21 protein-coding genes and 2 pseudogenes are annotated in these 25,542 nt (G+C 61.0%); 7 read left to right on the top strand and 16 right to left on the bottom strand.

Annotated elements, in window-relative coordinates; translation table 11 throughout:
• Window positions 1-50: 50 nt before the first annotated feature.
• The 7 genes and pseudogenes from ruvB to KI242_RS24380 form a co-directional block, all read right to left on the bottom strand.
• A complete protein-coding gene (gene ruvB, locus KI242_RS24350; RefSeq protein WP_011063018.1) occupies window positions 51-1,109 on the bottom strand; it encodes a Holliday junction branch migration DNA helicase RuvB in 1,059 nt (352 codons plus the stop codon).
• Entirely contained in the window at window positions 1,110-1,718 is a 609-nt protein-coding gene (ruvA, locus tag KI242_RS24355; protein ID WP_011063019.1) for a Holliday junction branch migration protein RuvA, read from the bottom strand.
• A 114-nt stretch (window positions 1,719-1,832) separates the two neighbouring features.
• Window positions 1,833-2,356, bottom strand: a pseudogene (gene ruvC, locus KI242_RS24360) (crossover junction endodeoxyribonuclease RuvC).
• A 129-nt stretch (window positions 2,357-2,485) separates the two neighbouring features.
• Entirely contained in the window at window positions 2,486-3,232 is a 747-nt protein-coding gene (locus KI242_RS24365) for a YebC/PmpR family DNA-binding transcriptional regulator (protein WP_011063021.1), read from the bottom strand.
• Between the two features lie 112 nt (window positions 3,233-3,344).
• Window positions 3,345-5,120, bottom strand: coding sequence for an aspartate--tRNA ligase (gene aspS, locus KI242_RS24370; RefSeq protein WP_011063022.1), 1,776 nt, complete (start codon window positions 5,118-5,120; stop codon window positions 3,345-3,347).
• A gap of 95 nt (window positions 5,121-5,215) precedes the next feature.
• Window positions 5,216-5,437 (bottom strand): zinc ribbon domain-containing protein, encoded by a 222-nt coding sequence (locus KI242_RS24375; RefSeq protein WP_010457489.1) that lies wholly within the window; start codon window positions 5,435-5,437, stop codon window positions 5,216-5,218.
• 251 nt (window positions 5,438-5,688) lie between these two features.
• Window positions 5,689-6,161, bottom strand: a pseudogene (locus tag KI242_RS24380) (Dps family protein).
• A 464-nt stretch (window positions 6,162-6,625) separates the two neighbouring features.
• Here KI242_RS24380 and KI242_RS32030 point away from each other — a divergent pair.
• Window positions 6,626-7,231, top strand: a complete 606-nt coding sequence (locus KI242_RS32030) for a cold-shock protein (RefSeq protein ID WP_011063024.1) — start codon at window positions 6,626-6,628, stop codon at window positions 7,229-7,231.
• A gap of 59 nt (window positions 7,232-7,290) precedes the next feature.
• Here KI242_RS32030 and KI242_RS24390 read toward each other — a convergent pair whose 3' ends face one another.
• Entirely contained in the window at window positions 7,291-7,497 is a 207-nt protein-coding gene (locus tag KI242_RS24390) for a SlyX family protein (protein ID WP_011063025.1), read from the bottom strand.
• A 3-nt stretch (window positions 7,498-7,500) separates the two neighbouring features.
• Window positions 7,501-7,926 (bottom strand): HIT domain-containing protein, encoded by a 426-nt coding sequence (locus KI242_RS24395; RefSeq protein ID WP_011063026.1) that lies wholly within the window; start codon window positions 7,924-7,926, stop codon window positions 7,501-7,503.
• A 930-nt stretch (window positions 7,927-8,856) separates the two neighbouring features.
• Here KI242_RS24395 and KI242_RS24400 point away from each other — a divergent pair.
• Window positions 8,857-10,197, top strand: a complete 1,341-nt coding sequence (locus KI242_RS24400; protein WP_015636771.1) for an OprD family porin — start codon at window positions 8,857-8,859, stop codon at window positions 10,195-10,197.
• Between the two features lie 275 nt (window positions 10,198-10,472).
• Here the strand turns inward: KI242_RS24400 and KI242_RS24405 are convergent, their stop codons facing one another.
• On the bottom strand, window positions 10,473-11,315 hold the full coding sequence (locus KI242_RS24405) for a mechanosensitive ion channel family protein (RefSeq protein WP_011063028.1): 843 nt from the start codon (window positions 11,313-11,315) through the stop codon (window positions 10,473-10,475).
• Window positions 11,316-11,451: 136 nt separating this feature from the next.
• Window positions 11,452-11,937, bottom strand: a complete 486-nt coding sequence (locus KI242_RS24410; RefSeq protein WP_011063029.1) for a YajQ family cyclic di-GMP-binding protein — start codon at window positions 11,935-11,937, stop codon at window positions 11,452-11,454.
• 143 nt (window positions 11,938-12,080) lie between these two features.
• Here KI242_RS24410 and KI242_RS24415 point away from each other — a divergent pair, with 143 nt between their 5' ends.
• Genes KI242_RS24415 through KI242_RS24425 form a run of 3 tightly spaced genes read left to right on the top strand, consistent with a single transcriptional unit; the run spans window position 12,081 to window position 15,658 of the window.
• Window positions 12,081-12,998 (top strand): putative 2-dehydropantoate 2-reductase, encoded by a 918-nt coding sequence (locus KI242_RS24415; protein ID WP_015636772.1) that lies wholly within the window; start codon window positions 12,081-12,083, stop codon window positions 12,996-12,998.
• A 45-nt stretch (window positions 12,999-13,043) separates the two neighbouring features.
• Window positions 13,044-15,080, top strand: coding sequence for a HAMP domain-containing sensor histidine kinase (locus tag KI242_RS24420; protein WP_015636773.1), 2,037 nt, complete (start codon window positions 13,044-13,046; stop codon window positions 15,078-15,080).
• A 2-nt stretch (window positions 15,081-15,082) separates the two neighbouring features.
• Window positions 15,083-15,658: a cob(I)yrinic acid a,c-diamide adenosyltransferase gene (locus tag KI242_RS24425; protein ID WP_183000015.1), complete on the top strand. Its 576-nt coding sequence runs from the start codon at window positions 15,083-15,085 to the stop codon at window positions 15,656-15,658.
• 101 nt (window positions 15,659-15,759) lie between these two features.
• Here KI242_RS24425 and KI242_RS24430 read toward each other — a convergent pair whose 3' ends face one another.
• The 3 genes from KI242_RS24430 to secA all read right to left on the bottom strand — a co-directional run bounded on the left by KI242_RS24430 (window position 15,760) and on the right by secA (window position 20,899).
• Window positions 15,760-16,704 (bottom strand): Nudix family hydrolase, encoded by a 945-nt coding sequence (locus KI242_RS24430; RefSeq protein ID WP_125062107.1) that lies wholly within the window; start codon window positions 16,702-16,704, stop codon window positions 15,760-15,762.
• Between the two features lie 115 nt (window positions 16,705-16,819).
• A complete protein-coding gene (argJ, locus tag KI242_RS24435) occupies window positions 16,820-18,037 on the bottom strand; it encodes a bifunctional glutamate N-acetyltransferase/amino-acid acetyltransferase ArgJ (protein WP_015636776.1) in 1,218 nt (405 codons plus the stop codon).
• Window positions 18,038-18,157: 120 nt separating this feature from the next.
• The gene (secA, locus tag KI242_RS24440; RefSeq protein WP_011063035.1) at window positions 18,158-20,899 is read right to left on the bottom strand and encodes a preprotein translocase subunit SecA; all 2,742 of its coding nucleotides are present in this window, start codon (window positions 20,897-20,899) and stop codon (window positions 18,158-18,160) included.
• A gap of 322 nt (window positions 20,900-21,221) precedes the next feature.
• On the opposite strand from secA, the gene KI242_RS24445 reads away from it, so the two are divergent.
• Window positions 21,222-21,677 (top strand): DciA family protein, encoded by a 456-nt coding sequence (locus tag KI242_RS24445; RefSeq protein WP_011063036.1) that lies wholly within the window; start codon window positions 21,222-21,224, stop codon window positions 21,675-21,677.
• A gap of 14 nt (window positions 21,678-21,691) precedes the next feature.
• On the opposite strand, the gene KI242_RS24450 is transcribed toward KI242_RS24445, so the two are convergent.
• Window positions 21,692-23,179, bottom strand: a complete 1,488-nt coding sequence (locus KI242_RS24450) for a helicase HerA-like domain-containing protein (RefSeq protein WP_212805618.1) — start codon at window positions 23,177-23,179, stop codon at window positions 21,692-21,694.
• Window positions 23,180-23,372: 193 nt separating this feature from the next.
• Between KI242_RS24450 and KI242_RS24455 the strand changes: the two genes are divergently transcribed.
• On the top strand, window positions 23,373-25,262 hold the full coding sequence (locus tag KI242_RS24455; RefSeq protein ID WP_015636779.1) for a methyl-accepting chemotaxis protein: 1,890 nt from the start codon (window positions 23,373-23,375) through the stop codon (window positions 25,260-25,262).
• 40 nt (window positions 25,263-25,302) lie between these two features.
• Here the strand turns inward: KI242_RS24455 and KI242_RS24460 are convergent, their stop codons facing one another.
• Complete coding sequence (locus KI242_RS24460) at window positions 25,303-25,485, bottom strand: hypothetical protein (RefSeq protein ID WP_011063039.1); 183 nt, start codon at window positions 25,483-25,485, stop codon at window positions 25,303-25,305.
• Between the last annotated feature and the right edge of the window lie 57 nt (window positions 25,486-25,542).

Genomic DNA, 25,542 nt, shown 5'->3' on the forward strand with positions numbered 1-25,542 from the left:
CAGTCCCTAGGACAGCACAAACCCCGAATAAATCGACAAAGAGCGGGTTATTAATCGTCCACGGCATCGAGGAATTCGTCTACCACGGGCATGTCCCCCATTCGTGACGGAATGTTAAGACCGAAGTGCAGGTAGGCGTGCCGGGTCACCACACGACCACGGGGGGTGCGCATGATATAGCCCTGCTGGATCAGGTACGGCTCCAGCACATCCTCGATGGTATGGCGCTCTTCACTGATGGCCGCGGCCAGGCTGTCGACCCCCACCGGTCCGCCGTCGAACTTCTCGATCATGGTCAGCAATAGACGTCGGTCCTGGTGGTCGAAGCCACGTTCATCGACGTCCAGCAGGTTCAGCGCCAGGTCGGCGATCGGTTTGGTGATATGCCCCTTGGCCCGCACCTCGGCGAAATCCCGCACCCGACGCAGCAGGCGGTTGGCGATCCGCGGAGTGCCCCGGGCACGGCGCGCGACCTCGAAGGCGCCTTCCGGATCCAGGGGCAAACCAAGAATGCCCGCGGAACGGCTGACAATGGTTGCCAGGTCCGCAGTGCTGTAGAACTCCAGGCGCTGGACGATGCCGAAGCGGTCCCGCAGCGGGTTGGTCAGCATCCCCGCACGCGTGGTTGCCCCTACCAGGGTGAACGGCGGCAGATCGAGCTTGATCGAGCGCGCCGCAGGGCCTTCGCCGATCATGATGTCGAGCTGGAAATCTTCCATGGCCGGGTACAGCACTTCTTCGACAATCGGCGAAAGCCGGTGAATCTCGTCGATGAACAGTACGTCGTGAGGCTCAAGATTGGTCAGCAAGGCCGCCAGATCACCAGGGCGCTCCAGCACCGGGCCGGACGTACTCTTGATCGACACCCCCATTTCCTCGGCGATGATGTTGGCCAGGGTGGTCTTGCCCAGGCCCGGGGGACCGAAGATCAGGGTGTGGTCCAGGGACTCGTTGCGCCCACGGGCGGCCTGGATGAACAGCTCCATCTGCTCGCGCACGCTAGGCTGGCCGATGTAGTCGGCCAGGCTGACCGGACGAATCGCCCGGTCCTGGATTTCCTCGCGCTCACGGGGGCCCGTGGCGGCGATCAGACGGTCGGCTTCAATCACTTAAATCATTCCCTTCAGGGCTCGGCGGATCATGTCTTCACTGCTCAAGCCTTTGTCTTTGATCGCGGATACGGCCTTGCTGGCTTCCTGCGGCTTATAGCCCAGGGAGATCAGCGCGCTGACCGCGTCCGACTCGGCGCTGGCCACTGGCGCCGGCGCATCCGGCTGGTTCGGCACCAGGGCGAACATGCTCGGCACGGCTTCCCAGGCCTTGAAACGGTCCTTGAGTTCTACCAGCAGGCGCTCGGCGGTCTTCTTGCCGACTCCGGGCACCTTGGTCAGGGCCGAGGTGTCCTGGGCCTGCACGCAACGCACCAGCTCATCCACCTCAAGGCTGGACATCAACGCCAGGGCCAGTTTCGGGCCCACACCATTGAGACGGATCAACTCGCGGAAAAAGTCTCGCTCGCGCTTGCTGGCAAAACCGTAGAGTAACTGCGCATCCTCGCGGACGACCAAATGGGTGTGCAGGGTCAGGGGCTCGCCGACCGACGGCAGGCGATACAGGGTGGTCATCGGCACTTCGACTTCATATCCCAGCCCGTTTACATCAAGAATCAGGTGCGGCGGCTGTTTCTCAGCCAGGGTGCCGCGCAAGCGTCCAATCACGTTTCAGATCCTTAGGCGATGGCCAGCCCGCAGCTGGCGACTCGTTGGGCGAGCGTCTGCGCCGGCTACCCAGGCGCAAAACGCTCAACCCCTAAAATGACTGCGCTGATGCTATCAGAGACGCAGGCGGCCGCCACGACTGCGTGCTGTCCCCAGACCATGGGGCAGCAGGCTGGAACGGGTATGAGCGTGACAGATGGCAATGGCCAGGGCGTCCGAGGCATCGATCTGCGGCTTGGCGGTCAGCTTGAGCAGGTGCATGACCATCATCTGCACCTGTTCCTTGTTGGCCCCGCCAGTGCCGGCCACGGCCTGCTTGACCTGGGTGGCGGTGTACTCGGCAATCTCCAGCCCCTCTTCGGCACCGGCAACGATCGCTGCCCCCGCGCCTGGCCGAGCTTGAGCGCCGAGTCGGCGTTGCGCGCCATGAACACCTTCTCGATCCCCATGGTCACCGGACCGTAGGTCTGGATCACTTCACGCACCCCGCGATAGACGATCTGCAGCCGGTCGGGCAGCTCGCCAGCCCCGGTACGGATACAGCCAGAGGCCACGTACACACAGCCGCGCCCCGTGTCTCGAACCACGCCATAACCGGTAATGCGCGAACCGGGGTCGATGCCAAGAATAAGAGTCATAACGCCTGCTGCTTGAATAAAGAGGCTTGCCGGCCAGGACCGGAACAGCGAAAAGGCAGAAGCCGGAAGCGCCCTGCCGCGCAATGATCACGGCTTCGCACCTCCGGCCTCAAGGTTAGTGCAGTTGAATCAGCCGAGTTGCTCGGCGACCGACTCGGGAATATCCGCGTTGGAATAGACGTTCTGCACATCATCCAGGTCTTCCAGCATGTCGATCAGCTTGAGGACCTTCTCGGCGCCTTCCAGGTCCAGCTCGGCACTGGTGGTCGGCAGCATAACGATTTCCGCGTCCGCAGCAGTAAAACCCGCCGCTTCCAAGGCATTGCGCACGCCATAGAAACCGGCGAACGAGGTGAACACATCGATCGAACCGTCTTCGTTGCTGACCACGTCGTCGGCATCGGCTTCCATCGCCGCTTCCATCAAGGCGTCTTCATCGACACCTTCGGCGAAGGTGATCTGCCCCTTGCGCTCGAACAGGTAGGCCACCGAACCGTCGGTACCCAGGTTGCCGCCGCACTTGCTGAAGGCATGACGAACAGCTGCCGCGGTGCGGTTGCGGTTGTCGGTCATGCACTCGACCATCACCGCCACGCCGTTGGGGCCGTAGCCTTCATAGGTCAGCTCGACCACATCGTCGCTGCCGGCAGCGCCGGTGCCACGGGCGATGGCCCGATCGATGATGTCGCGGCTCATGTTGGCACCCAGGGCCTTGTCCAGGGCCAGGCGCAGGCGTGGGTTGGAGTTGGGATCGCCGCCGCCCTGACGGGCCGCGACAGTCAGCTCACGAATCCACTTGGTGAAAATCTTGCCTCTCTTGGCATCCTGACGCTCTTTGCGGTGCTTGATGTTCGCCCACTTGGAATGACCTGCCATAACTTGCTCCAAATTCTCTTTGAAACATTGCCCACGCCGCCTGGCGGGTGCGGGCAACAAAAACTCGACCCATAGAAAAAGCGCACCCGAAGGTGCGCCTTATCGGGCCGGCTTATTCAGCCTTGGGCTGTTCGCGCAGGCGGATGTGCAGCTCGCGCAGAGCCTTGGCATCCACCAGACCCGGTGCCTGAGTCATGACGCAGGCCGCGCTCTGGGTTTTCGGGAAGGCGATCACTTCGCGGATCGACTGGGCGCCGGTCATCAGCATCACCAGGCGGTCCAGGCCGAAGGCCAGGCCACCGTGCGGCGGCGCGCCGTACTTGAGGGCGTCCAGCAGGAAGCCGAACTTCTCTTCCTGTTCCGCTTCGCTGATGCCCAGCAGGCGGAATACCGCTTGCTGCATTTCCTTGCGGTGGATACGGATCGAACCGCCACCCAATTCGGTGCCGTTCAAAACCATGTCGTAGGCGCGCGACAGAGCGGTAGCCGGGTTGGCTTCCAGTTCTTCCGGCGAGCACTTCGGCGCGGTGAACGGGTGATGCAGGGCGGTGAAGCTGCCGTCGTCGTTCTCTTCGAACATCGGGAAGTCGACAACCCACATCGGCGCCCATTCGCACGTCAGCAGGTTCAGGTCGTGACCGAGCTTGATACGCAGCGCGCCCAGGGCTTCGCTGACGATCTTGGCCTTGTCGGCCCCGAAGAACACGATGTCGCCGTCGACCGCGCCCACGCGATCGAGGATCACGTTCAGGTTGGCTTCCGGGATGTTCTTGACGATCGGCGATTGCAGGCCTTCAACGCCTTTGGCGCGCTCGTTGACCTTGATGTAGGCCAGGCCCTTGGCGCCGTAGATGCCGACAAACTTGGTGTAGTCGTCGATCTGCTTGCGCGGCATGCTCGCCCCGCCTGGAACGCGCAAGGCGGCGATGCGGCATTTCGGATCGTTGGCCGGGCCGCTGAACACCTTGAACTCCACTTCCTTGAGCTGGTCGGCAACGTCCACCAGTTCCAGCGGGTTGCGCAGGTCCGGCTTGTCGGAACCGTAGCGACGCATGGCTTCTTCAAAGGTCATGTGCGGGAATTCGCCGAATTCCAGACCCAGCACTTCCTTGAACAGGTTGCGGATCATGCCTTCGGTCAGGCCCATGATGTCTTTTTCGTCGAGGAAGCTGGTCTCGATGTCGATCTGAGTGAACTCAGGCTGACGGTCGGCACGCAGGTCTTCGTCGCGGAAGCACTTGGCGATCTGGTAGTAGCGGTCGAAGCCGGCCACCATCAGCAGTTGCTTGAACAGCTGTGGCGATTGCGGCAGGGCGAAGAAGCTGCCGGCGTGGGTGCGGCTCGGCACCAGGTAGTCACGGGCGCCCTCTGGGGTGGCGCGGGTCAGGATCGGGGTTTCCACGTCGAGGAAACCGTTCTCGTCCAGGTAGCGACGGATGCTGGTGGTCATGCGCGAACGCAGGCGCAGCTTCTCGGCCATTTCCGGACGGCGCAGGTCGATGAAGCGATAGCGCAGACGGGTTTCTTCACCCACGTCCGAGTATTCGTTGAGCGGGAACGGCGGGGTTTCCGCTTCGTTCAGCACTTCCAGCTCGTAGCCCAGGACTTCGATCATGCCCGAAGCCATGTTGGCGTTGCCGGCACCGGCCGGACGCAGGCGTACCTTGCCGGTGATCTTGACCACGTATTCGCTGCGCACGCGGTCGGCGGCGGCGAAGGTTTCAGCGCGGTCCGGGTCGAACACCACCTGGGCCAGACCTTCACGATCACGGATATCGAGGAAGATCACCCCGCCGTGGTCACGGCGACGGTGGACCCATCCGCAAAGGGTTACTTCCTGACCTTCCAGGCTTTCGTTCAGTTGGCCGCAATAATGGCTGCGCATCATGGTAGTGGTTTCACTTCTCGTAATTCGAAATTCGATGGAGGCCTTGCGCACCTCAAGGTGCCGGATAGTGCAAGAACTCGCGCGTGTCGTTCAACTTAGTCAGCTTTGTCGCCACCGGCCAGGTTCTTCTTGGAGCCGGTCTTGAAGTCGGTTTCGTACCAGCCGGTGCCGCTCAGGCGGAAACCAGGCATGGACAGCATTTTTTTCAGCTCGGGCGCCTGGCAGGCTGGGCAGTCGACCAGCGGCGCGGCGCTGATCTTTTGAATGGCTTCCAGCTGATGACCACAGGAAGCGCATTGATAGTCGTACATGGGCATGGGGGGCGTCTCGGCAATCCAGATTACTGCTTGAACTACAGCCAGAGCCCACGCCAAAGCCCGGGCTACGTAGCAAAGAGCGGGATTATATCCATTAAATCGGCCCTGTGCAGCCGTATGACCCCATCGCGGGCGTCACCGACCGTCAGGCATCTATCCGGGCTGCAACCCCGGAAGGTCTGGAGAACGCAGGTGCTGCCTGCTGGGCGAGGGTGCGAACGGCGTACGGGACGCCATTCGCAAGAGCGGGCTTAACGGTTTTCCAGCAGAGAGCGCAGCATCCACGCGGTTTTTTCATGCACCTGCATGCGCTGGGTCAGCAGATCCGCCGTGGGCTCGTCGCTGACCTTGTCCAGCAACGGAAAGATGCCGCGGGCGGTACGGGTCACTGCTTCCTGGCCGGCGACCAGTTGCTTGATCATTTCCTCGGCGGCAGGCACCCCTTCCTCTTCCTTGATCGAAGACAGCCGGGCATAGATGGAATAGGCCCCGGAGCCGGGAAGCCCAGGGCGCGAATGCGTTCGGCGATCAGGTCCACTGCAAGGGCCAGTTCGTTGTACTGCTCTTCGAACATCAAGTGCAGGGTACGGAATTGCGGGCCGGTGACGTTCCAATGGAAATTATGGGTTTTCAGGTACAACACGTAGGTATCCGAAAGCAGACGGGAAAGACCGTCGACGATGGATTTACGATCTTCTTCGCTGATACCGATATCAATTGCCATGTTTCTCTCCGTTATCGGGATGGATTCACCCATTCATCTGCCGGACCACTCTAGCAAGAGTACCGCCCCTGCGCCGCCCAGGATCATCAATCGGCCTGCGGTGGATTGTCCCGTGGCCCGGCCCGGGATAAACCTCACTGAGTTCGAGTCAGGTCAGACAGCAGCAGAAATCCGACGTTCCTTGGAAAAATCACCGCCATCTGTCTAGAACAGGCTTTTGCCCGATTCTCCGAGCTCGGCCTGCAGAAGCGCTCATTTGTACGCCCGGGCCAAGCCCCGCTGCTGATTTGAGAAGGCCTGGGCTTTGCTGTTAAATAGAGCCCGTGTCGCTGTTGCCTATTTCTTCGGCCAGCGCGCATAGGCTGACACCGCGTACGTAACCACCGCCTCACCTATTTGTTCAGAAGCGAACCGTGCGTGATCAGCTCCTCCTTGTGCTTCCTTCTTAACGTGAGTTAATCAAAATGTTGAAAATCGTCCACCTGCTGACAGGCATTGCAGCTTTGCTGCTGTCCTTGATTCCGAGTCTGAGATCTGACGCGGTTCCCTACCTGCAACAACCCGATGCTCTTTACCTGGCCCTTTTCGGCCTGCTCAACCTGATCCTGGCTCCAGTTATTCCCTACTGGAACAAAGGCTCTCGTCATCACCTGCAAAATCTGGTCAGCGCCCTGCTGGTGCTGGTCGTTGTACTGCAAACCCTCACCCTGCTGGCCCCCATGCCAGTCATTGGTGGCCAACCGGCGGTTCTGGTCAGCTTGCTGACTGCACTGATCGCCGTAGTCCTGCACCTGGCCATCAGCTTCTACAAGTCATCACCTTCCGCTTCCGCCACGCCAAGCTACGATATGAGCAATCGTGATACCGGTACCGTGAAGTGGTTCAACACCTCCAAGGGCTTCGGTTTTATCTCCCGGGATTCCGGCGATGATATTTTCGTGCACTTTCGCGCCATTCGCGGAGAAGGCCATCGCGTCCTGGTGGAAGGCCAGCGCGTGGAGTTCTCGGTAATGAACCGTGACAAGGGCCTGCAAGCCGAAGACGTGATTGCCGCGCTGCCGCGCCGCTGATCGGCCGCCCATAAAAAAACCGCGCCCAGGCGCGGTTTTTTTATGGGGGGCGATCCTCCTCAATAATGAGGCGGTGGCGCTTCCTCTTCGAACGACTCGAACTGCCCGACCATTTCTTCCTGGCGCTTGAGCAATGCCGCCATCTGCAACTGCAGGCGCTCCACTGCCCTCTGCTGCGCCACCAGCACATCGTTCAAGGCCTGAATGGTGTCATCCTGAAACGCCAGGCGGCTCTCCAGGTCGGTTACACGCTCTTGCAGACTCATGCCTCACCCCTCCAGAAACTGAAAATCATCGGTCAGCACCAACCGCAGGCGTTCACGGATCGCCGCCACTTGCTCGGTGCTGTAAGGCTTGGCCGGATGCTTGCCCCATACCGGTGCCGGCCATGCCGCATCATCACGCCTGCGCACGATCACGTGCATATGCAGTTGGCTCACCACATTGCCCAACGTCGCCACATTCAACTTGTCGGCATCGAACGAGTCCTTGAGCAACTCGGCCAGCGCGGTGGTTTCCTGCCATAGCTGTTGCTGGTCGGTGACATCCAGTTGAAACAACTCGCTGATATCCTCGCGACGCGGCACCAGGATGAACCAGGGATAGTTGGCGTCATTGGACAGCAGCAACCGGCAGAGGGGGAAATCCCCGAGGGTCAATGTGTCTTGTTGCAGCCGTGAATCTAAAGTGAACACCGCGTTTACTCCCGCTCAGCTTGTTTCAGCCCGGCGTCCAGTAGACGGACTCCTGCCAGGCGACAGACGCGCAGCATACCTGCGAATGCCCTGCGCTTCATGACCAATGAGCCAGAGACCGGACAGCACACACTCAGGCACGGCAAGGAGCCGATCGCGATGCAAAGGCCACGCCCCACAGCAGGACATTTCCTCGCGCCTCGCACCATTTGCGCCCACAACCCGCAGACCATTCGGAAAATGACCCGAGCTAACCCTTGCGCCCCTTATTTTGCCTGGGCCTGACTGTATGAATCGTGCACAGCGTTGCAAAAGTTTTGCACCAGAATCGCACAGGCGGTCTACGCTAAATTCCTCAAGCATCCGCCGTTTACTCACTTTGCAGTGTGCAGCGGTAACGTTTCGCCGCACTGTGCAACTTAATGCACAGCCCTGCACCAGGAAAACCACAGAGTCAAGCCAAACAAAACGCCCCTTGAAACAGCGGTTTTATGCGGTTTTTACAGGCCCGAAAGGCTCTTTGAAGAAAAATGGGTGGCTAGATTCAGTTTGTGCACGCTTGTTGCATTCAACCCCGCATCGTCTGCAACGGTCTAACGGAAGTCAGGCCTTACAGACTCATAATAATAGTGGCAGGGCTGCCCCGCGGTGCTTTTTAGAGTGTGTGCATGGGGACTTGTTTCCTTCATTCTCGGCTTCGAAAAACACTGCTGAAAGTTGTCGGCCTGGATACAGACTGACTGCAGAATTACGACGCCTATCGAGCAAATTGCGACAGGGCCGTAAAGAAGCTGAAAGGATAGATAGGCAAGTATCGCCAACATTGTCAGCGTGATATAAGTTTGCGCCGACACAAAAAGAAAGAGCCGCCCAGATAAAAAAACAGGTGGGACGGCAGTACTCTTCTAAAAACCAAAGGAGCAAATCACGATGCGCGTGATGAAGTGGAGCATGATCGCCCTGGCTGTATCAGCAGGCACCTCGCAGTTTGCAATTGCATCCTCCCAGGACGATGCAAAAGGCTTTATCGAAGACAGCACCCTGACCGCGAAAACTCGCGCAATGTACATGAACCGTGACTATAAGGACGGCGTTGGTAACGTGCGTCGTGGTAACGGTACTTACACCACAGGTACTGACGACAAAACCAGCGGCTACCGTCAAGACACCGGTATCAGCGAACTGCTCACCTATCAGTCCGGCTTCACTCAAGGCACCGTCGGCTTCGGCGTCGATGCCATGGCCATGGGCAGCGTGAAACTCGACGGCGGTTCGGGTCGTGCGGGTAACGGCCTGTTCGCCACCAATGGTTCCGGCGAGCCTGAAAACACCCAGTCGAAACTGGGCGGCGCTGCGAAGTTCCGCATCTCCGATACTGTACTGAAATACGGCAACCAGTTCGTATCCAGCCCAGTATTTACTACAGACGACGGCCGTCTGTTGCCTGAAGTTGCCACCGGTACCCTGATCACCAGCAACGAAATCAAGGGCCTGGAACTGATCGGTGGTCGCTTCACCGCATTGAGCGCCCAGACCGGCATGGGCCGTGACAGCATCAACGGTCGCAGCCGCGTTACTGGCAAACAGAACCCGGGCCTGAGCTCTGCAAACATCGTAGGTGCTACCTACTCGGGTCTTGAGAACTTCATTTTCGCCGTGCACGCTTCCGATGTTGAAGACTACTGGAAGAAGCAGTACTTCAACGTCAACTACACCCTGCCGCTGAGCGAAAAACAATCTCTGAACTTCGACTTCAACGGCTATCGCAGCAAGGATGATGGTAAGAAGCTGGCTGGCGACCTGGACAACCGCGTCTGGAGCCTGGCAGCTGCCTATAGCATCGAAGCCCACAAATTCACCGTGGCTTACCAGCAGTCCAGCGGCAAGACCGGCTACAACTACGGCGTTGATGGTGGTGGCACCGTTTACGTAGCCAACTCTGTGCAGATCTCCGACTTCGTGGGCGAAGACGAAAGATCCTGGCAGGCTCGCTACGACCTGAACATGGCCTCCTTCGGCGTGCCAGGCCTGAGCTTCATGACTCGCTACATTCGCGGCAGCAACGTTACCGTTGCTGACTCCAGTGACGGCAAAGAGCATGAATGGGACGTAGAAGCCAAGTACGTGCTTCAGGAAGGCCCGGCCAAAGACCTGTCCTTCCGTCTGCGTAACGCGATCTATCGTGGTACCAATAGCGATTACCGCGCGACCAACTACGACAACCTGAACGACCTGCGTCTGATCGTAGAGTACCCACTGAGCATCTTGTAATTCACGGCTCAGCGGATTGCTTTAACACGCAGTACTAATAAGAACCGCCAACCTGAGCTAGGTTGGCGGTTTTTTTTGCCTTGCAAAAGTACCCTATTGAACCCGCCGATCAAGATAGCAAGCTAACTAATAAAGTAGGCTTCAATAGCTACTTCAGACCTTGCCGATGCGAACTTACATAGTTGCCAAGTCCGGACTTGAAAACAAACAAGGGGCTGATAGCCCCTTGTCTTGAACAACATTAGCTGACCGAACGGCCAGGTCATGAAACTGACTTATTGCGCTGCTGCTTCCTGAACCACTCGAATCACCCGTTGTGGAAAAGGAATATCAATGCCCGCTGCCTTCAAGCGATCACGGGACAACTCATTGAACTGGAACAGCACGTCCCAATAGTCCGAAGTCTTGACCCATACCCGCAGCGACAGGGTAATGGCGCTATCGCCCAGGGTAGAAACCACAGCTACCGGGGCCGGATCGGCCAGTACCCGCTCATCCTTGGCCAGTTCCAGCAACACCTCGCGGGCCTTCTGCAGGTCCGCGTCATAGTCCACACCCACGTCGAACACCACCTTGCGGGTCGGCTGACGGTTGTAGTTGGTGATGATGCCGTTGGACAGGTTGCCGTTGGGCACGATCACTGTCTTGTTGTCACCGGTACGCAGCACGGTGTGGAAGATCTGGATGCTGTCGACGGTACCGCTGATGCCCTGGGCTTCGATCCAGTCACCGATACGAAACGGGCGGAACAGCAGGATCAATACCCCACCGGCGAAGTTCGCCAGGCTGCCTTGCAGGGCCAGGCCGATGGCCAGGCCGGCAGCACCGATCGCGGCCACGAAGGAGGTGGTTTCGACACCGATCATCGAAGCCACACTGACGATCAGCAGGACCTTGAGAATGATGTTGGCCAGGCTGCTGATAAAACCTTGCAGCGCCAGGTCGGCATTGCGCAGGGCCAGCAACTTGCCCACTTTGTGAGTCAGTTTGTTGATCAACCACCAGCCGATGGCCAGGGTGATGACAGCCAGCAGCACCCGGCTGCCGTATTCCATGATCATTGGAATCCAGGCCTGGGAGGCCCGGACCAGATTGTCTACTTCAGCGTTCAAATCCATCTATTTCTCCAGATTCCCGGGGTTGCGGCGCACATGACTGACAGGCAGAACGACCAGCCCCGCGGGAGCTCAATCGTTTCTGCCATTCCTCCGGCCTCGGACGCCAATAAGCTCTAGAGGTTCCCGGAGAAGCCGATCAATCGCGGAAGTTGTTGAATTGCAGCGGCATGCCGAACTCTTTGGCACGCAGGGCGGCGATGGCCTCTTGCAGGTCGTCACGCTTTTTGCCGGTCACTCGTACCTGCTCGCCCTGAATGGCGGCTTGCACTTTCAACTTGGCGTCCTTGATATGGGCGACGATTTTCTTCGCCAGTTCTTTATCGATACCTTCCTTGAGGACCGCTTCCTGCTTCATCACCTTGCCCGAGGCATAGGCGTCCTTGACCTCCAGGCACTGCACGTCGATCTTGCGCTTGACCAGGGCCAGCTTGAGAATCTCGATCATCGCTTCAAGCTGGAACTCGGCCTCGGCGGTCAGGTTGACGGTCAGTTCCTTGTCCTTGAACTCGAAGCTGCCCTTGCCCTTGAGGTCGTAACGGCGATCCAGTTCCTTGACGGCGTTTTCCACCGCGTTGGTGACTTCGTGCTTGTCCAGTTCGGATACCACGTCAAACGACGGCATGTAATCTCTCCAAATAAAAAGGGGCGCTGTTCAAAACATCGAACACGCCCGGCTTGCGGTTAAAATCCGCGCTCATTATAACGGGTCTTTCCCCTCCTTCACCCCGCGCCCTCCCCCGGGCGGCCAAACAGAGCGAAAACCTGATGTCCACCACCTGGCATGTTCTCGGCGCCGGCAGCCTCGGCACCCTGTGGGCCACCCGCCTGGCCCGCGCCGGCTTGCCGGTACGCCTGATTCTGCGTGACCCCGCCCGCTTGCGGGCCTATCAGGCGGCCGGCGGCCTGACCCTGGTAGAACAGGGCCAGAGCAGCCTGCTGGCAATTCCCGGAGAAACCAGCACCAGCAGCGCCCCCATCCAGCGCCTGTTGCTGGCCTGCAAGGCCTACGACGCCGAGGCGGCAGTGGCCAGCATCGCCCCGCGCCTGGAGCCGGGAGCCGAACTGATCCTGCTGCAGAACGGCCTGGGCAGCCAGGATGCCGTGGCCGCCCGAGTGCCCCAGGCACGCTGCATTGCCGCCTCCAGCACCGAGGGCGCCTTCCGCGATGGCGACTGGCGCGTGGTCTTTGCCGGCCACGGCTACACCTGGCTGGGGGACTCGGGGCACCCCACGCCGCCGATCTGGCTCGACGAATTGGCGGCCAGCGGCATTCCCCATGAATGGAGCACCCAGATCCTCACCCGGCTCTGGCGCAAGCTGGCACTCAACTGCGCGATCAACCCACTGACGGTACTGCACGACTGCCGTAACGGTGGCTTGCAGCAGCATCATTGCGAAGTGGCCACCCTGTGCGCCGAGCTGAGCGAGCTGCTGCAATGCTGCGGGCAACCCGCCGCAGCGGAAAACCTGCAACAGGAAGTGGAACGGGTGATCCTGGCCACCGCCGCCAACTATTCCTCAATGCACCAGGATGTCAGCAACGGGCGGCGTACCGAAATCAGCTACCTGCTGGGTTACGCCTGTGAAGCCGCTGCCCGGCATCGCCTGCAACTGCCTCATCTGCAGCAGTTGCAACAGCGCCTGGTGAACCAGCTGCAGCAACGCGGATTGCCCAGCGCCTGAGCAGCGGCTACGCTCCCCACTTGCTCATTTCCAGCGATATAGCCGATGCCATTGCGCCAGCGCCTCGAAAACCTGCCAGTGGGCCAAAAGCTCCTGGCCGCCCTGCTTGTCCTGCTGACCACCGTTCTGCTGGTCGCCAACCTGACCTTTATCAGCGCGGCCTACTGGATCTCCCAGGAAAGCATGGCGCCCCAGGCGCTGCAGACCATTGGCCGCCTGGTGTCCAATCCGACCCTGGCGATCCAGGCGCTGAACTCCCCCGAAGATGCCGAGAAGCTGCTCAACGAACTCGACAGCTATACCCCGCTGCGGGCTGCCGCACTCTATGACGGCAAGGGCCAGCGCCTGGCCCAGTTGCAGCACGGCGAACGCCTCAAGCTGCCCGAACGCTATCGGCACATCGAAGCCTGGCAAATGACCGAGTTTCGCAGCAACCAGGTCATCACCCTGCCCCGCCCGGGCCAGGCCCCCGGCCACCTGCTGCTGGTGGCCACCAGCGAACTGCCGATGGCCTTCTACACCGGCACCCTGACCGCCAGCCTGGGAATCCTGATCTTCAGTGTGCTGCTGTGGCTGGTCATCGCCCGGCAGATCAAGCGCCTGATCACCCAGCCGATCCACCAGCTCGAGGAACTGTCGCGCCAGGTCACCCGCGAGGAGAACTACGCCCTGCGCGCAGCCCGGGGCAACCACGATGAAATCGGCAGCCTGGCAGAAGCCTTCAACACCATGCTGTCGCGCATCGAAGCTCGCGAGCAGCAGCTCAAGCGCGCCCGGGACGACTCCCAGGCCGCCTACGACCAGGCCCAGGGGCTGGCGGAGGAAACCCGCCATACCAACCGCAAGCTGGAACTGGAAGTCCAGGTGCGCAGCAAGATCGAGAAGAAGCTCACCGGCTTTCAGAACTACCTCAACAGCATCATCGACTCCATGCCCTCGGCGCTGATCGCTCTGGATGAACAGCTCTACGTCACCCAGTGGAACCAGGAAGCCAGCGCCCTGTCCGGCACCCGGCTCGACGAAGCCCTGAACCAGCCGATCTTCCTCGCCTTCGAACCGCTCAAGCCGTTCCTGCCGCAGCTCAAGGAAACCGTCGAACAGCACACGGTGACCAAGGTCGAGCGGGTCACCTGGTTCAAGGACGAAGAATCCAAGCACTACGCCCTGACCTTCTACCCCCTGATGGGGGGCGCCGGACGCGGGGTGGTGATCCGTATCGACGACATCACCCAGCGCCTGTCCCTGGAAGAGATGATGGTGCAATCGGAGAAAATGCTTTCGGTGGGCGGCCTCGCGGCCGGCATGGCCCATGAGATCAACAACCCGCTGGGAGCGATCCTGCACAACGTACAGAACATTCGCCGACGACTGTCTGCCGACCTGCCAAAGAACCTTGAGCACGCGCAGCAGATCGGTGTTGAACTGCAGACCGTCAATCGCTACCTGGAAAGCCGCGAAGTGCCGCAACTGCTCGATGGCATTCAGCAGGCCGGAGCCCGGGCGGCGAAGATCGTCACCCACATGCTCAGCTTCAGCCGGCGCAGCAACCGCCAGATGGCCCCCTGCGACCTGCCGGCGCTGATCGACCAGGCGGTGGAGATCGCCAGCAACGACTTCGACCTGGCCATTGGCTTCGACTTCAAGGGCCAGGCGATCATTCGCCAGTTCGACCCGAACCTGGGCCCGGTTGCCGGCACTGCCAACGAACTGGAACAGGTGCTGCTCAACCTGCTGAAAAACGCCGCCCAGGCCATCCATCAGCGCGAAGATGACAGCGAACCCGGACGTATCATCCTGCGTACCCGTTTGAATCCGCCCTGGGCAGAGATCCAGGTGGAGGACAACGGAATCGGCATGAGCGAAAACGTGCGCAAGCGTACCTTCGAGCCCTTCTTCACCACCAAGGAAATCGGCCAGGGCACCGGGCTCGGCCTGTCGGTGTCGTACTTCATCATCACCAATAACCACAAGGGGCAGATGGAGGTGCAGTCCACCCGCGGCCAGGGCACTTGCTTCACCTTGCGCCTGCCCCTGGCCAGCAGCCAGCCGCTGGTCCAAGAACCGTTACCACTGGAGAACTGAACATGGGCTTTCGCTTGTCGAAGATCTACACCCGCACTGGCGACAAAGGCGAAACCGGACTGGGGGATGGCCGTCGGGTGCCCAAGGATCACCCTCGGGTCGAAGCCATTGGCGAGGTTGATACCCTGAACAGCCAATTGGGCCTGCTACTGGCAGGCCTCGGTGAGCAGAGCGGTGTCTGCCCCGGGCTCGAGGAAGTGATCACAGTGCTGGCTCCCTGTCAGCATCGGTTGTTCGACCTGGGTGGCGAGCTGGCGATGCCGGTCTATCAGGCCCTCAACGAGGCCGAAGTACAGCGCCTGGAGGCGGCCATCGATCTGTGGAACGAGGAGTTGGGCCCGCTGGAGAACTTCATCCTGCCCGGCGGCTCGGCGCTGATCGCCCAGGCCCATGTCTGTCGCAGCCTGGCCCGCAGCGCCGAGCGTCGCTGTCAGCACCTGAATGCCGTTGAGCCTTTGCAAGGGGTTGGGCTGGCCTACATCAATCGCCTGTCGGACCTGCTGTTTGTCGCCGCGCGACTGATCGCCAAGCGCCAGGGCATTGCCGAAATCCTCTGGCAGGCCGCCGCCAAGCCCTGACCACGCGGCTTGCGGGCGAAAGGGCCTGCAAGCGCCCGACGATGCCTCTCAGGCAAGCCTGCTCCCGCAGACCTGGGCCCAGGCTGCCATTGAGGATGTCTTCAATCCTGCGGCCAGAAGGCGCGGATACCCGCTACACCTTGAGCACCCGCTGCCCAGGCCTGCTGGCATTCGGCGGGCCCCACGCCACCCAGCAGATACACCGGCTTGTTGAAACCGCCGATCAGTTGCTCGGCCTGTTGCCAGCCCAATGGCTGTGCATCCGGATGGGTCTGGGTGGGCTGTACCGGAGACAAGGTCACGAAGTCCACGTCCATCTGCTGGGCCAGGGACAGCTCCTCGGCGTTATGGCAGGAAGCCGCCAACCAGCGATCCTTGCCGAACGGCCGCCCGGCGCTGGCGTACTTGCGCAGTTGCGCCGCAGTGATGTGCCAGCCCGCCGAGGGGAAATCCCCCAGCCATTCGAAGGGCCCCTTGAGCATCAGTTGCGCCTTGCCGGCGCACAGGCCCACCGCATCCACCGCCAGGTCGCGGTACTGCGGGTCGTAGCCGCCGGGAGCCCGCAGTTGAATCAGCTTGCAGCCCTGGGCCACGGCTTTTTGCATGCCTCGCAGCAGGGTCGGGGTTTCCAGCCCTTCCGGGGTAATCAGGTATTGGGCTGGCAGACGCGCGGCAGCGACAATCGGCTGATTGGCCGCGGGGAACTCATAGTCGGCCAGCTCACGAGCAGTGACCCAGGCCAGAGGTTGCCCTTCGGCGCCGTGAGGCTCACCGCTGAACGCCGAGACTTCCCAGACATCCAGCAGTACCTGCTTGTCCGGATAATCGTGCTGCACCTTGATCAGCGGGCGCGCTGCGGTGACGACGATGCCCAGCTCTTCCTGTAGCTCGCGGGCCAGCGCGGCTTCGACCGCCTCCCCGGGCTCGACCTTGCCGCCGGGGAACTCCCACAGGCCACCTTGATGTTGAGTATCGGCACGCCGGGCAATCAGGATCTTGCCGCTGGCATCCCGGATAACGGCCGCAGCCACATGTACTCGTTTCACCGCACTACTTCCTCTGCTCAGGCATGTTGGCCAGGCCCTTGCGGGCCGGGCGTTGGATCTGCGCTTCGCCGGCAAGCCGGCTCCTACAGCAGGAGCGGCAACGCCGGCGAGGTTCTTAGGTGCGGTATTCCGCGTTGATCTTCACGTATTCGTGAGACAGGTCGGTGGTCCAGATGGTTTCGCTGCACGCGCCACGGCCCAGTTCGATGCGGATGGTGATTTCTTCCTGCTGCATCACCGCCGCGCCCTGGGCTTCGGTGTAGCTGGCGGCACGGGCGCCACGGCTGGCAATGCAGACTTCGCCGAGGAACACGTCGATCTTGCTGACATCCAGGTCCGGCACCCCGGCACGACCTACTGCCGCCAGGATGCGGCCCCAGTTCGGGTCCGAAGCGAACAGCGCGGTCTTGATCAGTGGCGAGTGAGCCACGGTGTAGCCCACGTCCAGGCACTCCTGGCAAGTAGCCCCGCCGTTGACTTCCACAGTGACGAACTTGGTCGCGCCCTCACCGTCACGGACGATGGCCTGGGCCACTTCCATGCACACCTCGAACACCGCCTGCTTCAGGGCAGCGAACAGCGGGCCCTCGGCCTTGGTGATTTCCGGCAGCTTGGCCTGCCCCGTGGCGATCAGCATGCAGCAGTCGTTGGTCGACGTGTCGCCGTCGATGGTGATGCGGTTGAAGGACTTGTTGGCACCGTCCAGCAACAGGTTCTGCAGCACTTCGCGGGAGACTTTGGCGTCAGTGGCGATGTAGCCGAGCATGGTTGCCATGTTCGGGCGGATCATCCCCGCGCCTTTGCTGATGCCGGTCACGGTGATGGTCACGCCATCATGCTGGAACTGGCGGCTGGCGCCCTTGGGCAGGGTGTCGGTGGTCATGATGCCAGTGGCGGCGGCAGCCCAGTTGTCCACGGACAGGTCGTCCAGCGCAGCTTGCAAAGCGCCTTCGATTTTCTCAACCGGCAATGGCTCGCCGATCACCCCGGTGGAGTAAGGCAGCACGGCGCTGGCATCGACGCCGGTCAGCTCCGCCAGCTTGGCGCAGGTGCGGGACGCCGCGGCCAGGCCCGGCTCACCAGTGCCGGCGTTGGCGTTACCGGTGTTGGTCAGCAGATACCGCACCGGGCCTTGTACCCGCTGCTTGGCCAGAATCACCGGTGCGGCGCAGAACGCGTTGAGGGTGAACACCCCCGCCACCGTGGAGCCTTCGGCACAACGCATGACCACCACATCCTTGCGCCCCGGGCGCTTGATGCCGGCCGAAGCGATACCGAGCTCGAAGCCGGCAACCGGGTGCAACGTAGGCAAAGGACCAAGACCAACAGCCATGAATGCGCTCCTCTTATCAGGTGTCTGCACCGTCGTCTCAAAAGACGGTGCCGCAAATGGAAAAACGCCGCGACGGCTGATGCCGTCACGGCGCGGGTGTTTCAGTGTCTGGCGGGGATCTTAGTTGATCTGGCCGTGACAGTGTTTGTACTTCTTGCCCGAACCGCAGTAGCACAGTTCATTGCGGCCAAGCTTCTGCTCGTTGCGCACTGGCGCGGTGGCCAGGGCCACATCGACCTCGACGCCCTCTTCCAGGGCTTCCGGCTGATCCAGCCCCGGTGCCTCGGCGTGTTCAAACTGCATGCGCTGGGCCAGAGCCTCGGCTTCCTGACGCAGGCGAGCCTCTTCCTCGGCCGGGTCTTCGCGACGCACCTGGACGTGGGACAGCACGCGGATCGAGTCGCGCTTGATGGAGTCGAGCAACTCGGAGAACAGGGTGAAGGATTCGCGCTTGTACTCCTGCTTCGGGTTCTTCTGCGCGTAACCACGCAGGTGAATACCGTGACGCAGGTGGTCCATGGTCGACAGGTGGTCTTTCCACAGGTCGTCCAGTACCCGCAGAACAATCTGCTTCTCGAAAGTGCGCAGGGCTTCGGCACCGGCCTGGTCTTCTTTCTCGTTGTACGCGGCGATCAGCTCGTTGAGCAGCTTCTCGCGCAGGGTTTCCTCGTACAGGTGATCGTCTTCGTCGAGCCATTGCTGGATCGGCAGGCTGACACCGAAGCCACTCTGGATGGCTTCTTCCAGGCCTGCCACGTCCCACTGCTCAGGCAGCGATTGCGGCGGGATGTGGGCGCTGACGGTAGCGTTGAGCACGTCCTGGCGGAAGTCGGCGATGGTTTCGCCAATGTTGTCCGCGGCCAACAAGGTGTTGCGCATGTGATAGATCACTTTACGCTGCTCGTTGTTGACGTCGTCGAACTCCAGCAATTGCTTGCGGATGTCGAAGTTGCGGCCTTCGACCTTGCGCTGGGCCTTCTCGATGGCGTTGGTCACCATGCGGTGCTCGATCGCCTCGCCGGACTGCATGCCCAGGGCCTTCATGAAGTTCTTCACCCGGTCAGAGGCGAAGATACGCATCAGGCTGTCTTCCAGGGACAGGTAGAAGCGGCTGGAACCGGCGTCGCCCTGGCGGCCGGCACGGCCACGCAGCTGGTTGTCGATACGACGGGACTCATGGCGCTCGGAAGCGATCACCTGCAGGCCACCGGACTCCAGCACTTGCTGGTGACGCTTCTGCCAGTCGGCCTTGATCTGGGCGATCTGCTCCGGAGTCGGGTTCTCCAGGGAAGCCACTTCCACTTCCCAGTTGCCGCCCAACAGGATGTCGGTACCACGACCGGCCATGTTGGTGGCGATGGTCAGGGCGCCCGGGCGACCGGCCTGGGCAATGATTTCCGCTTCCTTTTCGTGGAACTTGGCGTTCAGGACCTTGTGCTCGATGCCTTCCTTGTTGAGCAGGTTGGACATGTGCTCGGACGTTTCGATGGTCGCGGTGCCTACCAGCACCGGACGGCCCTGGGTCATGCACTCCTTGATGTCGTTGATGATCGCGGCGTATTTCTCGTCCGCGGTCAGGAACACCAGGTCGTTGTAGTCCTTACGGGCCAGCGGCTTGTTAGGCGGAATCACCATCACCTGCAGACCGTAGATCTGATGGAACTCGAAGGCTTCGGTGTCGGCGGTGCCGGTCATGCCGGACAGCTTGGTGTACAGACGGAAGTAGTTCTGGAAGGTGGTCGAGGCCAGGGTCTGGCTCTCGGCCTGGATATTGAGGTTTTCCTTGGCTTCGATGGCCTGGTGCAGGCCTTCGGACAAGCGGCGACCGGGCATGGTACGACCGGTGTGTTCGTCCACCAGGACCACCTGCCCATCCTGGACGATGTATTCAACGTTGCGGTTGAACAGCTTGTGCGCACGCAGGCCGGCGTAAACGTGGGTCAACAGGCCCAGGTTGTGCGCCGAGTAGAGGCTTTCGCCTTCAGCCAGCAGGCCGACCTGGGTCAGCATTTCTTCGATGAACTGGTGACCGGCTTCGTTGAGCTCGACCTGGCGGGTCTTCTCGTCGACGGTGAAGTGCCCGGCCTTGGTGACCTGGCCTTCCACTTCCTCGATGTGCTGCTCGAGGCGCGGGATCAGCTTGTTGATCTCGGTATACAGGCGGGAGCTGTCCTCAGCCTGGCCGGAAATGATCAACGGAGTACGGGCTTCGTCGATGAGGATCGAGTCGACTTCGTCGATCACGGCAAAATTGAGCTCGCGCTGGAACTTGTCTTCCATGCTGAAAGCCATGTTGTCGCGCAGGTAGTCGAAACCGAATTCGTTGTTGGTGCCGTAGGTGATGTCGGCGGCGTAAGCAGCACGTTTCTCTTCAGGCGGCTGGAACGGCGTGACCACGCCGACGCTCAGGCCGAGGAATTCGTACAGCGGGCGCATCCAGTTGGCGTCGCGGCGAGCCAGGTAGTCGTTCACGGTCACCACGTGCACGCCCTTGCCGGACAGCGCATTGAGGTACACACCCAGGGTCGCTACCAGAGTCTTGCCCTCACCGGTGCGCATCTCGGCGATCTTGCCTTCATGCAAGGTCATGCCGCCGATCAGCTGCACATCGAAGTGGCGCATTCCCATGATCCGCTTACCGGCTTCACGGGCGACCGCGAAGGCTTCGGGAAGCAGTTTGTCGAGGGTTTCACCCTTGGCGATACGGGCCTTGAACTCGGCAGTCTTGGCACGCAATTGATCGTCCGAAAGGGCCACCATTTGCTCTTCGAAGGCATTGACGATCTGTACCGTCTTGAGCATGCGTTTGACTTCACGCTCGTTCTTGCTTCCAAAAAGTTTCTTTAACAAAGGCGCAAACATATCGGCAGGATCTTCCACACATAGGGTTGGAGGGCGGCCCCGTGAGTCGCCCGAGCAGCCCTCATGGCCGCATGCGAACGAGCATTCTACCCGGAAACGATGGTGAGGAAAGTGGCGTTATTCCACGATGCTGGCACAGCGCTGTGACGGGGCTCACCTAAAATAAGGGCTTTTCGCTGAACTTCAAGCCCATTGACCACAGAAGTTAATGATTACGATCAGCAAAGAACTAGAAATTGATCAAAGTACGAACAAGCGATGGCACCGGCGTGGCGGGCGCTTTCTGCTACCATGGCGCCTCTGTAACTTCAGGTTTCTGATCATGGCATTTCGCCCCCTTACGGCACGCGCTCCCGCCGTTCTTCTTCGCGAAGCCAAGCCTCTGAAAGCCATACTCGGCCACGCCCAGCGCCTGGCACATCTGCAGCGCCTGCTGGAAAGCCAGCTGCAGCCGGCCGCTCGCGAACATTGCCACGTTGCTTCCTGGCGTGAAGGCAGCCTGCTGCTGATCGTCACCGACGGGCACTGGGCAACGCGCCTGCGCTATCAGCAAAAGCGCCTGCAACGTCAATTGCTGGAGTTCAACGAGTTCAGCAACCTGACGCGCATCCTGTTCAAGGTCCAGCCGCCGACGGTCCAGCAAGGGGCCGCGGGACACACCATGGACCTGTCGAACAACGCCGCTGAAACCATCCAGGCCACCGCAGAGGGCATCACCGATCCCAACCTGCGCGCGGCCCTGGAGCGCCTGGCCAGCCACGCCAAACCGCGGGGCTGACTCAAGCCTGTACTTCAGCGCCGCTTGCTGCCGCCGAGCAGGGAACCCATCAAGCCCCGCACCAGTTGCCGTCCCAATTGATTAGCCGCCTGGCGCATGGCCGACTTCAATGCCTGCCCGGCAGCCGTGCCAAGGAACTCACCCGCCCGGTCGGCCAGGCTGGGCTCTTCAGCCGCTGCTTTGCCAGAAGGCTGCTGATCCTGCGGTGCCAACTCCTTGCGCCCCAGCAACACTTCATAGGCTGATTCGCGGTCGATCGGTTTGTCATAGCGCCCCAGCAGCGGCGAACTGGCGATCAGGGCCTGGCGCTCGGCCTCGGTCAGCGGCCCGATCCGCGACTGCGGCGGCGCCACCAGTACCCGCTGGACCATTTCTGGCGTGCCCTTGTCCTGCAAGGTGCCCACCAGCGCTTCGCCGATGCCCAGCTCGGTCAGTACCGCCAGCGCATCGAAGGCGGGGTTGGGACGGAAACCATCCGCCACGGCGCGCAGGGACTTCTGTTCCTTGGCAGTAAAGGCCCGCAAGCCATGCTGGATACGCAATCCCAATTGAGCCAGGACATTGTCCGGCAGGTCCCCGGGCGACTGGGTAACGAAATACACCCCCACACCTTTGGAACGAATCAGCCGCACCACCTGCTCCAGCCGGTCCTGCAAGGCCTTGGGAGTACCGGCGAACAGCAGGTGCGCTTCGTCGAAGAACAGCGCCAGCAGCGGTTTTTCCGCATCGCCCCGCTCCGGCAGTTGCTCGAACAGCTCGGCCAGCAGCCATAAAAGGAAGGTCGCATAGACTTTCGGCGCCTCATGCACCAGGCGGCTGGCATCGAGCAGATGAATCCGCCCACGACCATCGGCGGCCGGCTGCAGAATGTCCTCCAGCTGCAACGCCGGCTCACCGAACAGTGCTTCGGCGCCCTGCTGCTCCAGGGTCGCCAGGCGCCGCAACAGCGCCTGGCTTGAGCCGGTAGTCATCAACGCAGCATCGTCCCCGAGCAGCTGCGGGTTGTCCTTGAGGTGGTTGAGCAGCGCCTTGAGGTCCTTCAGGTCGAGCAGCAACAGGCCTTCGCGATCAGCCACCTTGAACGCCGCATACAGCGCCGACTGCTGGCTGTCGGTGAGTTCCAGCAAACTGCCCAGCAGCAGCGGGCCCATTTCGCTCAGGGTGGTGCGCAGAGGATGACCGCTTTGCCCATGGATATCCCACAGGGTCACCGGATAGGCCTGTGGTTGATGCTTGAGCCAGGGCATGCCGGCGATCCGCTCGGCAACCTTGCCCTGGGGGTTGCCCGCAGCCCCCAGCCCACAGAGGTCGCCTTTGATGTCTGCGGCAAATACCGCTACCCCGGCATCACTGAAGGCTTCTGCCAGGCGCTGCAGGGTGACGGTCTTGCCGGTGCCCGTGGCGCCCGCCACCAGACCGTGGCGGTTGGCCAGGCGCATGGCCTGGGCGATCGGCAGGCCATCGAGGCCGGCACCGATTACGAGTTGCGATGAGTCAGGCATTTTGTCACCCCTGGTTAATCTTTGGCCTTACACGGTCGATATGAATAAATGATGGATCAGAAGTATCTGAAATAAAGGTCAGGTAATTCCCTTGGGATAGATGGAGATATCAGCTTACTTATAACACCGCCCTTCTGTGCGTTTTTCCAACCCGATGCCCTGGACTCAAAGACCTTAGCGGACACCCCAAGCCATGAACAAAAATCTGCGCTTCAGCCACAAGATCCTGCTTGCCGCCTCGCTGATCGTCATAGCTGCATTTGCACTATTCACGCTCTACAACGATTACCTGCAACGCAACGCCATTCGTGATGATCTGGACAACTATCTTCAGGAAATGGGCGACGTCACGGCAAAAAATATTCAGACCTGGCTCGCCGGTCGCGCCCTGCTGATCGAGAACATCTCCCAGTCGGTGGCCCTCAACACGGACCCTGCGAATGTCAGCAACCTGCTGGAACAGAAATCCGTCAGCTCGACCTTCATGGGGGCCTACCTGGGCAACAATGACGGCACCTTCATCATCCGTCCCAACAGCAAGATGCCGGATGGCTACGATCCTCGCGCCCGCCCCTGGTACAAGAGTGCCGAGAGCAGCAGCGGCTCGGCCCTGACCGAACCCTATATCGACCTGGCGTCCGGCCAGTTGGTGATCTCCATCGTCGACAGCGTGATCAAGGCCGGCCAGAGGATCGGTGTGGTCGGCGGCGATCTGAGCCTGCAAGTAATCACCGACAGCATCAATGCCCTGGACTTTGACGGCATGGGCTACGCCTTCCTGATCAGCGCCGACGGCAAGATCCTGGTGCACCCGGACAAGAACCTGGTGATGAAGACCCTCAAGGACGTCTACCCCCAGGACACCCCCAAGATCAGCAGTGAACTCAGCGAGATCACTGTCGATGGCAAGCCGCGCATTGTCACCTTCACCCAGATCAAGGGCCTGTCCTCGGTGAACTGGTACATCGGCCTGTCCGTGGACAAGGACAAGGCTTTCGCCATGCTCAGCGAGTTCCGCACCTCGGCGATCATCGCCACCCTGACGGCCGTGGCCCTGACCATTGCCCTGCTGGGCCTGCTGATCCGCCTGCTGATGCAGCCGCTGCACGTGATGACCCGGGCCATGCAGGACATCGCCGATGGCGAAGGCGACCTGACTCGACGCCTGAACATCCATAACCAGGACGAGTTCGGCATCCTCGGCACCGCCTTCAACCGTTTCGTCGAACGCATCCACGGCTCGATCCGCGAAGTGTCCTCGGCCACCGAGCACGTCAACGAAGTCGCCCTGCGCGTGGTCAGCGCCTCCAACTCGTCGATGCTCAACTCCGACGAGCAGGCCAGCCGCACCAACAGCGTGGCCGCCGCCATCAATCAGCTCGGGGCCGCCGCCCAGGAAATCGCCCGCAATGCCGCCCAGGCTTCGCAACAGGCCAGCGATGCGCGCAACCTCGCCGAAGACGGCCAGCAAGTGGTGGATCGCAGCATCCAGGCGATGAACCAACTGTCGGACATGATCAGCGCCTCCAGCAGCAACATCGAAACCCTCAACAGCAAGACCGTGAACATCGGGCAGATCCTCGAAGTGATCACCAGCATTTCCCAGCAGACCAACCTGCTGGCCCTCAACGCAGCCATCGAAGCGGCCCGGGCCGGCGAGGCAGGACGCGGCTTTGCCGTGGTTGCCGATGAAGTGCGCAACCTGGCGCACCGCACCCAGGAGTCGGCGCAGCAAGTGCAGGGCATGATCGAGGAGCTGCAAGTGGGCGCTCGCGAATCGGTGAGCACCATGAGCAACAGCCAGCGCCACAGCCAGGACAGCGTGGAAATCGCCAACCAGGCCGGGGAACGACTCAACAGCGTGACCCAGCGCATAGGCGAGATTGACGGCATGAACCAGTCGGTGGCCACGGCGACCGAAGAGCAGACCTCGGTGGTGGAGTCCATCAATATGGACATTACCGAGATCAATACGCTGAATCAGGAAGGCGTGGAAAACCTCCAGGCCACCTTGCGGGCCTGCTCCGATCTGGAGCAGCAGGCAGCACGCTTGAAGCAACTGGTGGGCAGTTTCAGGATCTGAAAGCGCCCAACGCCCTGTCGCCGGCTAGCCGGCGGCAGGCTCAAGCAGGCTTGGGCCGGGATGGCGCCTGGGGTTCCTGCTGCAATTGCTCCCACAACTGCGCGGCATCGGGAAAATCGGTGCCGTCGTCAGGGCTCAACTCATCGGGGTCATAACGGCTCAGGCAACCTTCGCCGAGGGTGGCGGGTGCCTTGGACGTGGCTTTATCCAGTGGATCGGTCATCGGGCTGACCTCGTGAGGTGCAAAACCAGGAGCGGGGTATTGAACCCCCGCGCCTGG

This window comes from Pseudomonas sp. Eqa60 (genome assembly GCF_018326405.1).
GTDB classification, from domain to species: domain Bacteria; phylum Pseudomonadota; class Gammaproteobacteria; order Pseudomonadales; family Pseudomonadaceae; genus Aquipseudomonas; species Aquipseudomonas protegens.

Coding starts and splice junctions, on each gene's coding strand:
- KI242_RS24390 (WP_011063025.1), bottom strand. CDS start 7,497: ATGAGTCTGCAAGAGCGTGTAACCGACCTGGAGAGCCGCCTGGCGTTT.
- KI242_RS24375 (WP_010457489.1), bottom strand. CDS start 5,437: ATGCCCATGTACGACTATCAATGCGCTTCCTGTGGTCATCAGCTGGAA.
- KI242_RS24425 (WP_183000015.1), top strand. CDS start 15,083: ATGGGCTTTCGCTTGTCGAAGATCTACACCCGCACTGGCGACAAAGGC.
- KI242_RS24410 (WP_011063029.1), bottom strand. CDS start 11,937: ATGCCGTCGTTTGACGTGGTATCCGAACTGGACAAGCACGAAGTCACC.
- KI242_RS24405 (WP_011063028.1), bottom strand. CDS start 11,315: ATGGATTTGAACGCTGAAGTAGACAATCTGGTCCGGGCCTCCCAGGCC.
- KI242_RS24455 (WP_015636779.1), top strand. CDS start 23,373: ATGAACAAAAATCTGCGCTTCAGCCACAAGATCCTGCTTGCCGCCTCG.
- KI242_RS24450 (WP_212805618.1), bottom strand. CDS start 23,179: ATGCCTGACTCATCGCAACTCGTAATCGGTGCCGGCCTCGATGGCCTG.
- aspS (WP_011063022.1), bottom strand. CDS start 5,120: ATGATGCGCAGCCATTATTGCGGCCAACTGAACGAAAGCCTGGAAGGT.
- KI242_RS24460 (WP_011063039.1), bottom strand. CDS start 25,485: ATGACCGATCCACTGGATAAAGCCACGTCCAAGGCACCCGCCACCCTC.
- argJ (WP_015636776.1), bottom strand. CDS start 18,037: ATGGCTGTTGGTCTTGGTCCTTTGCCTACGTTGCACCCGGTTGCCGGC.
- KI242_RS24445 (WP_011063036.1), top strand. CDS start 21,222: ATGGCATTTCGCCCCCTTACGGCACGCGCTCCCGCCGTTCTTCTTCGC.
- KI242_RS24415 (WP_015636772.1), top strand. CDS start 12,081: ATGTCCACCACCTGGCATGTTCTCGGCGCCGGCAGCCTCGGCACCCTG.
- KI242_RS32030 (WP_011063024.1), top strand. CDS start 6,626: ATGTTGAAAATCGTCCACCTGCTGACAGGCATTGCAGCTTTGCTGCTG.
- KI242_RS24400 (WP_015636771.1), top strand. CDS start 8,857: ATGCGCGTGATGAAGTGGAGCATGATCGCCCTGGCTGTATCAGCAGGC.
- KI242_RS24420 (WP_015636773.1), top strand. CDS start 13,044: ATGCCATTGCGCCAGCGCCTCGAAAACCTGCCAGTGGGCCAAAAGCTC.
- secA (WP_011063035.1), bottom strand. CDS start 20,899: ATGTTTGCGCCTTTGTTAAAGAAACTTTTTGGAAGCAAGAACGAGCGT.
- KI242_RS24365 (WP_011063021.1), bottom strand. CDS start 3,232: ATGGCAGGTCATTCCAAGTGGGCGAACATCAAGCACCGCAAAGAGCGT.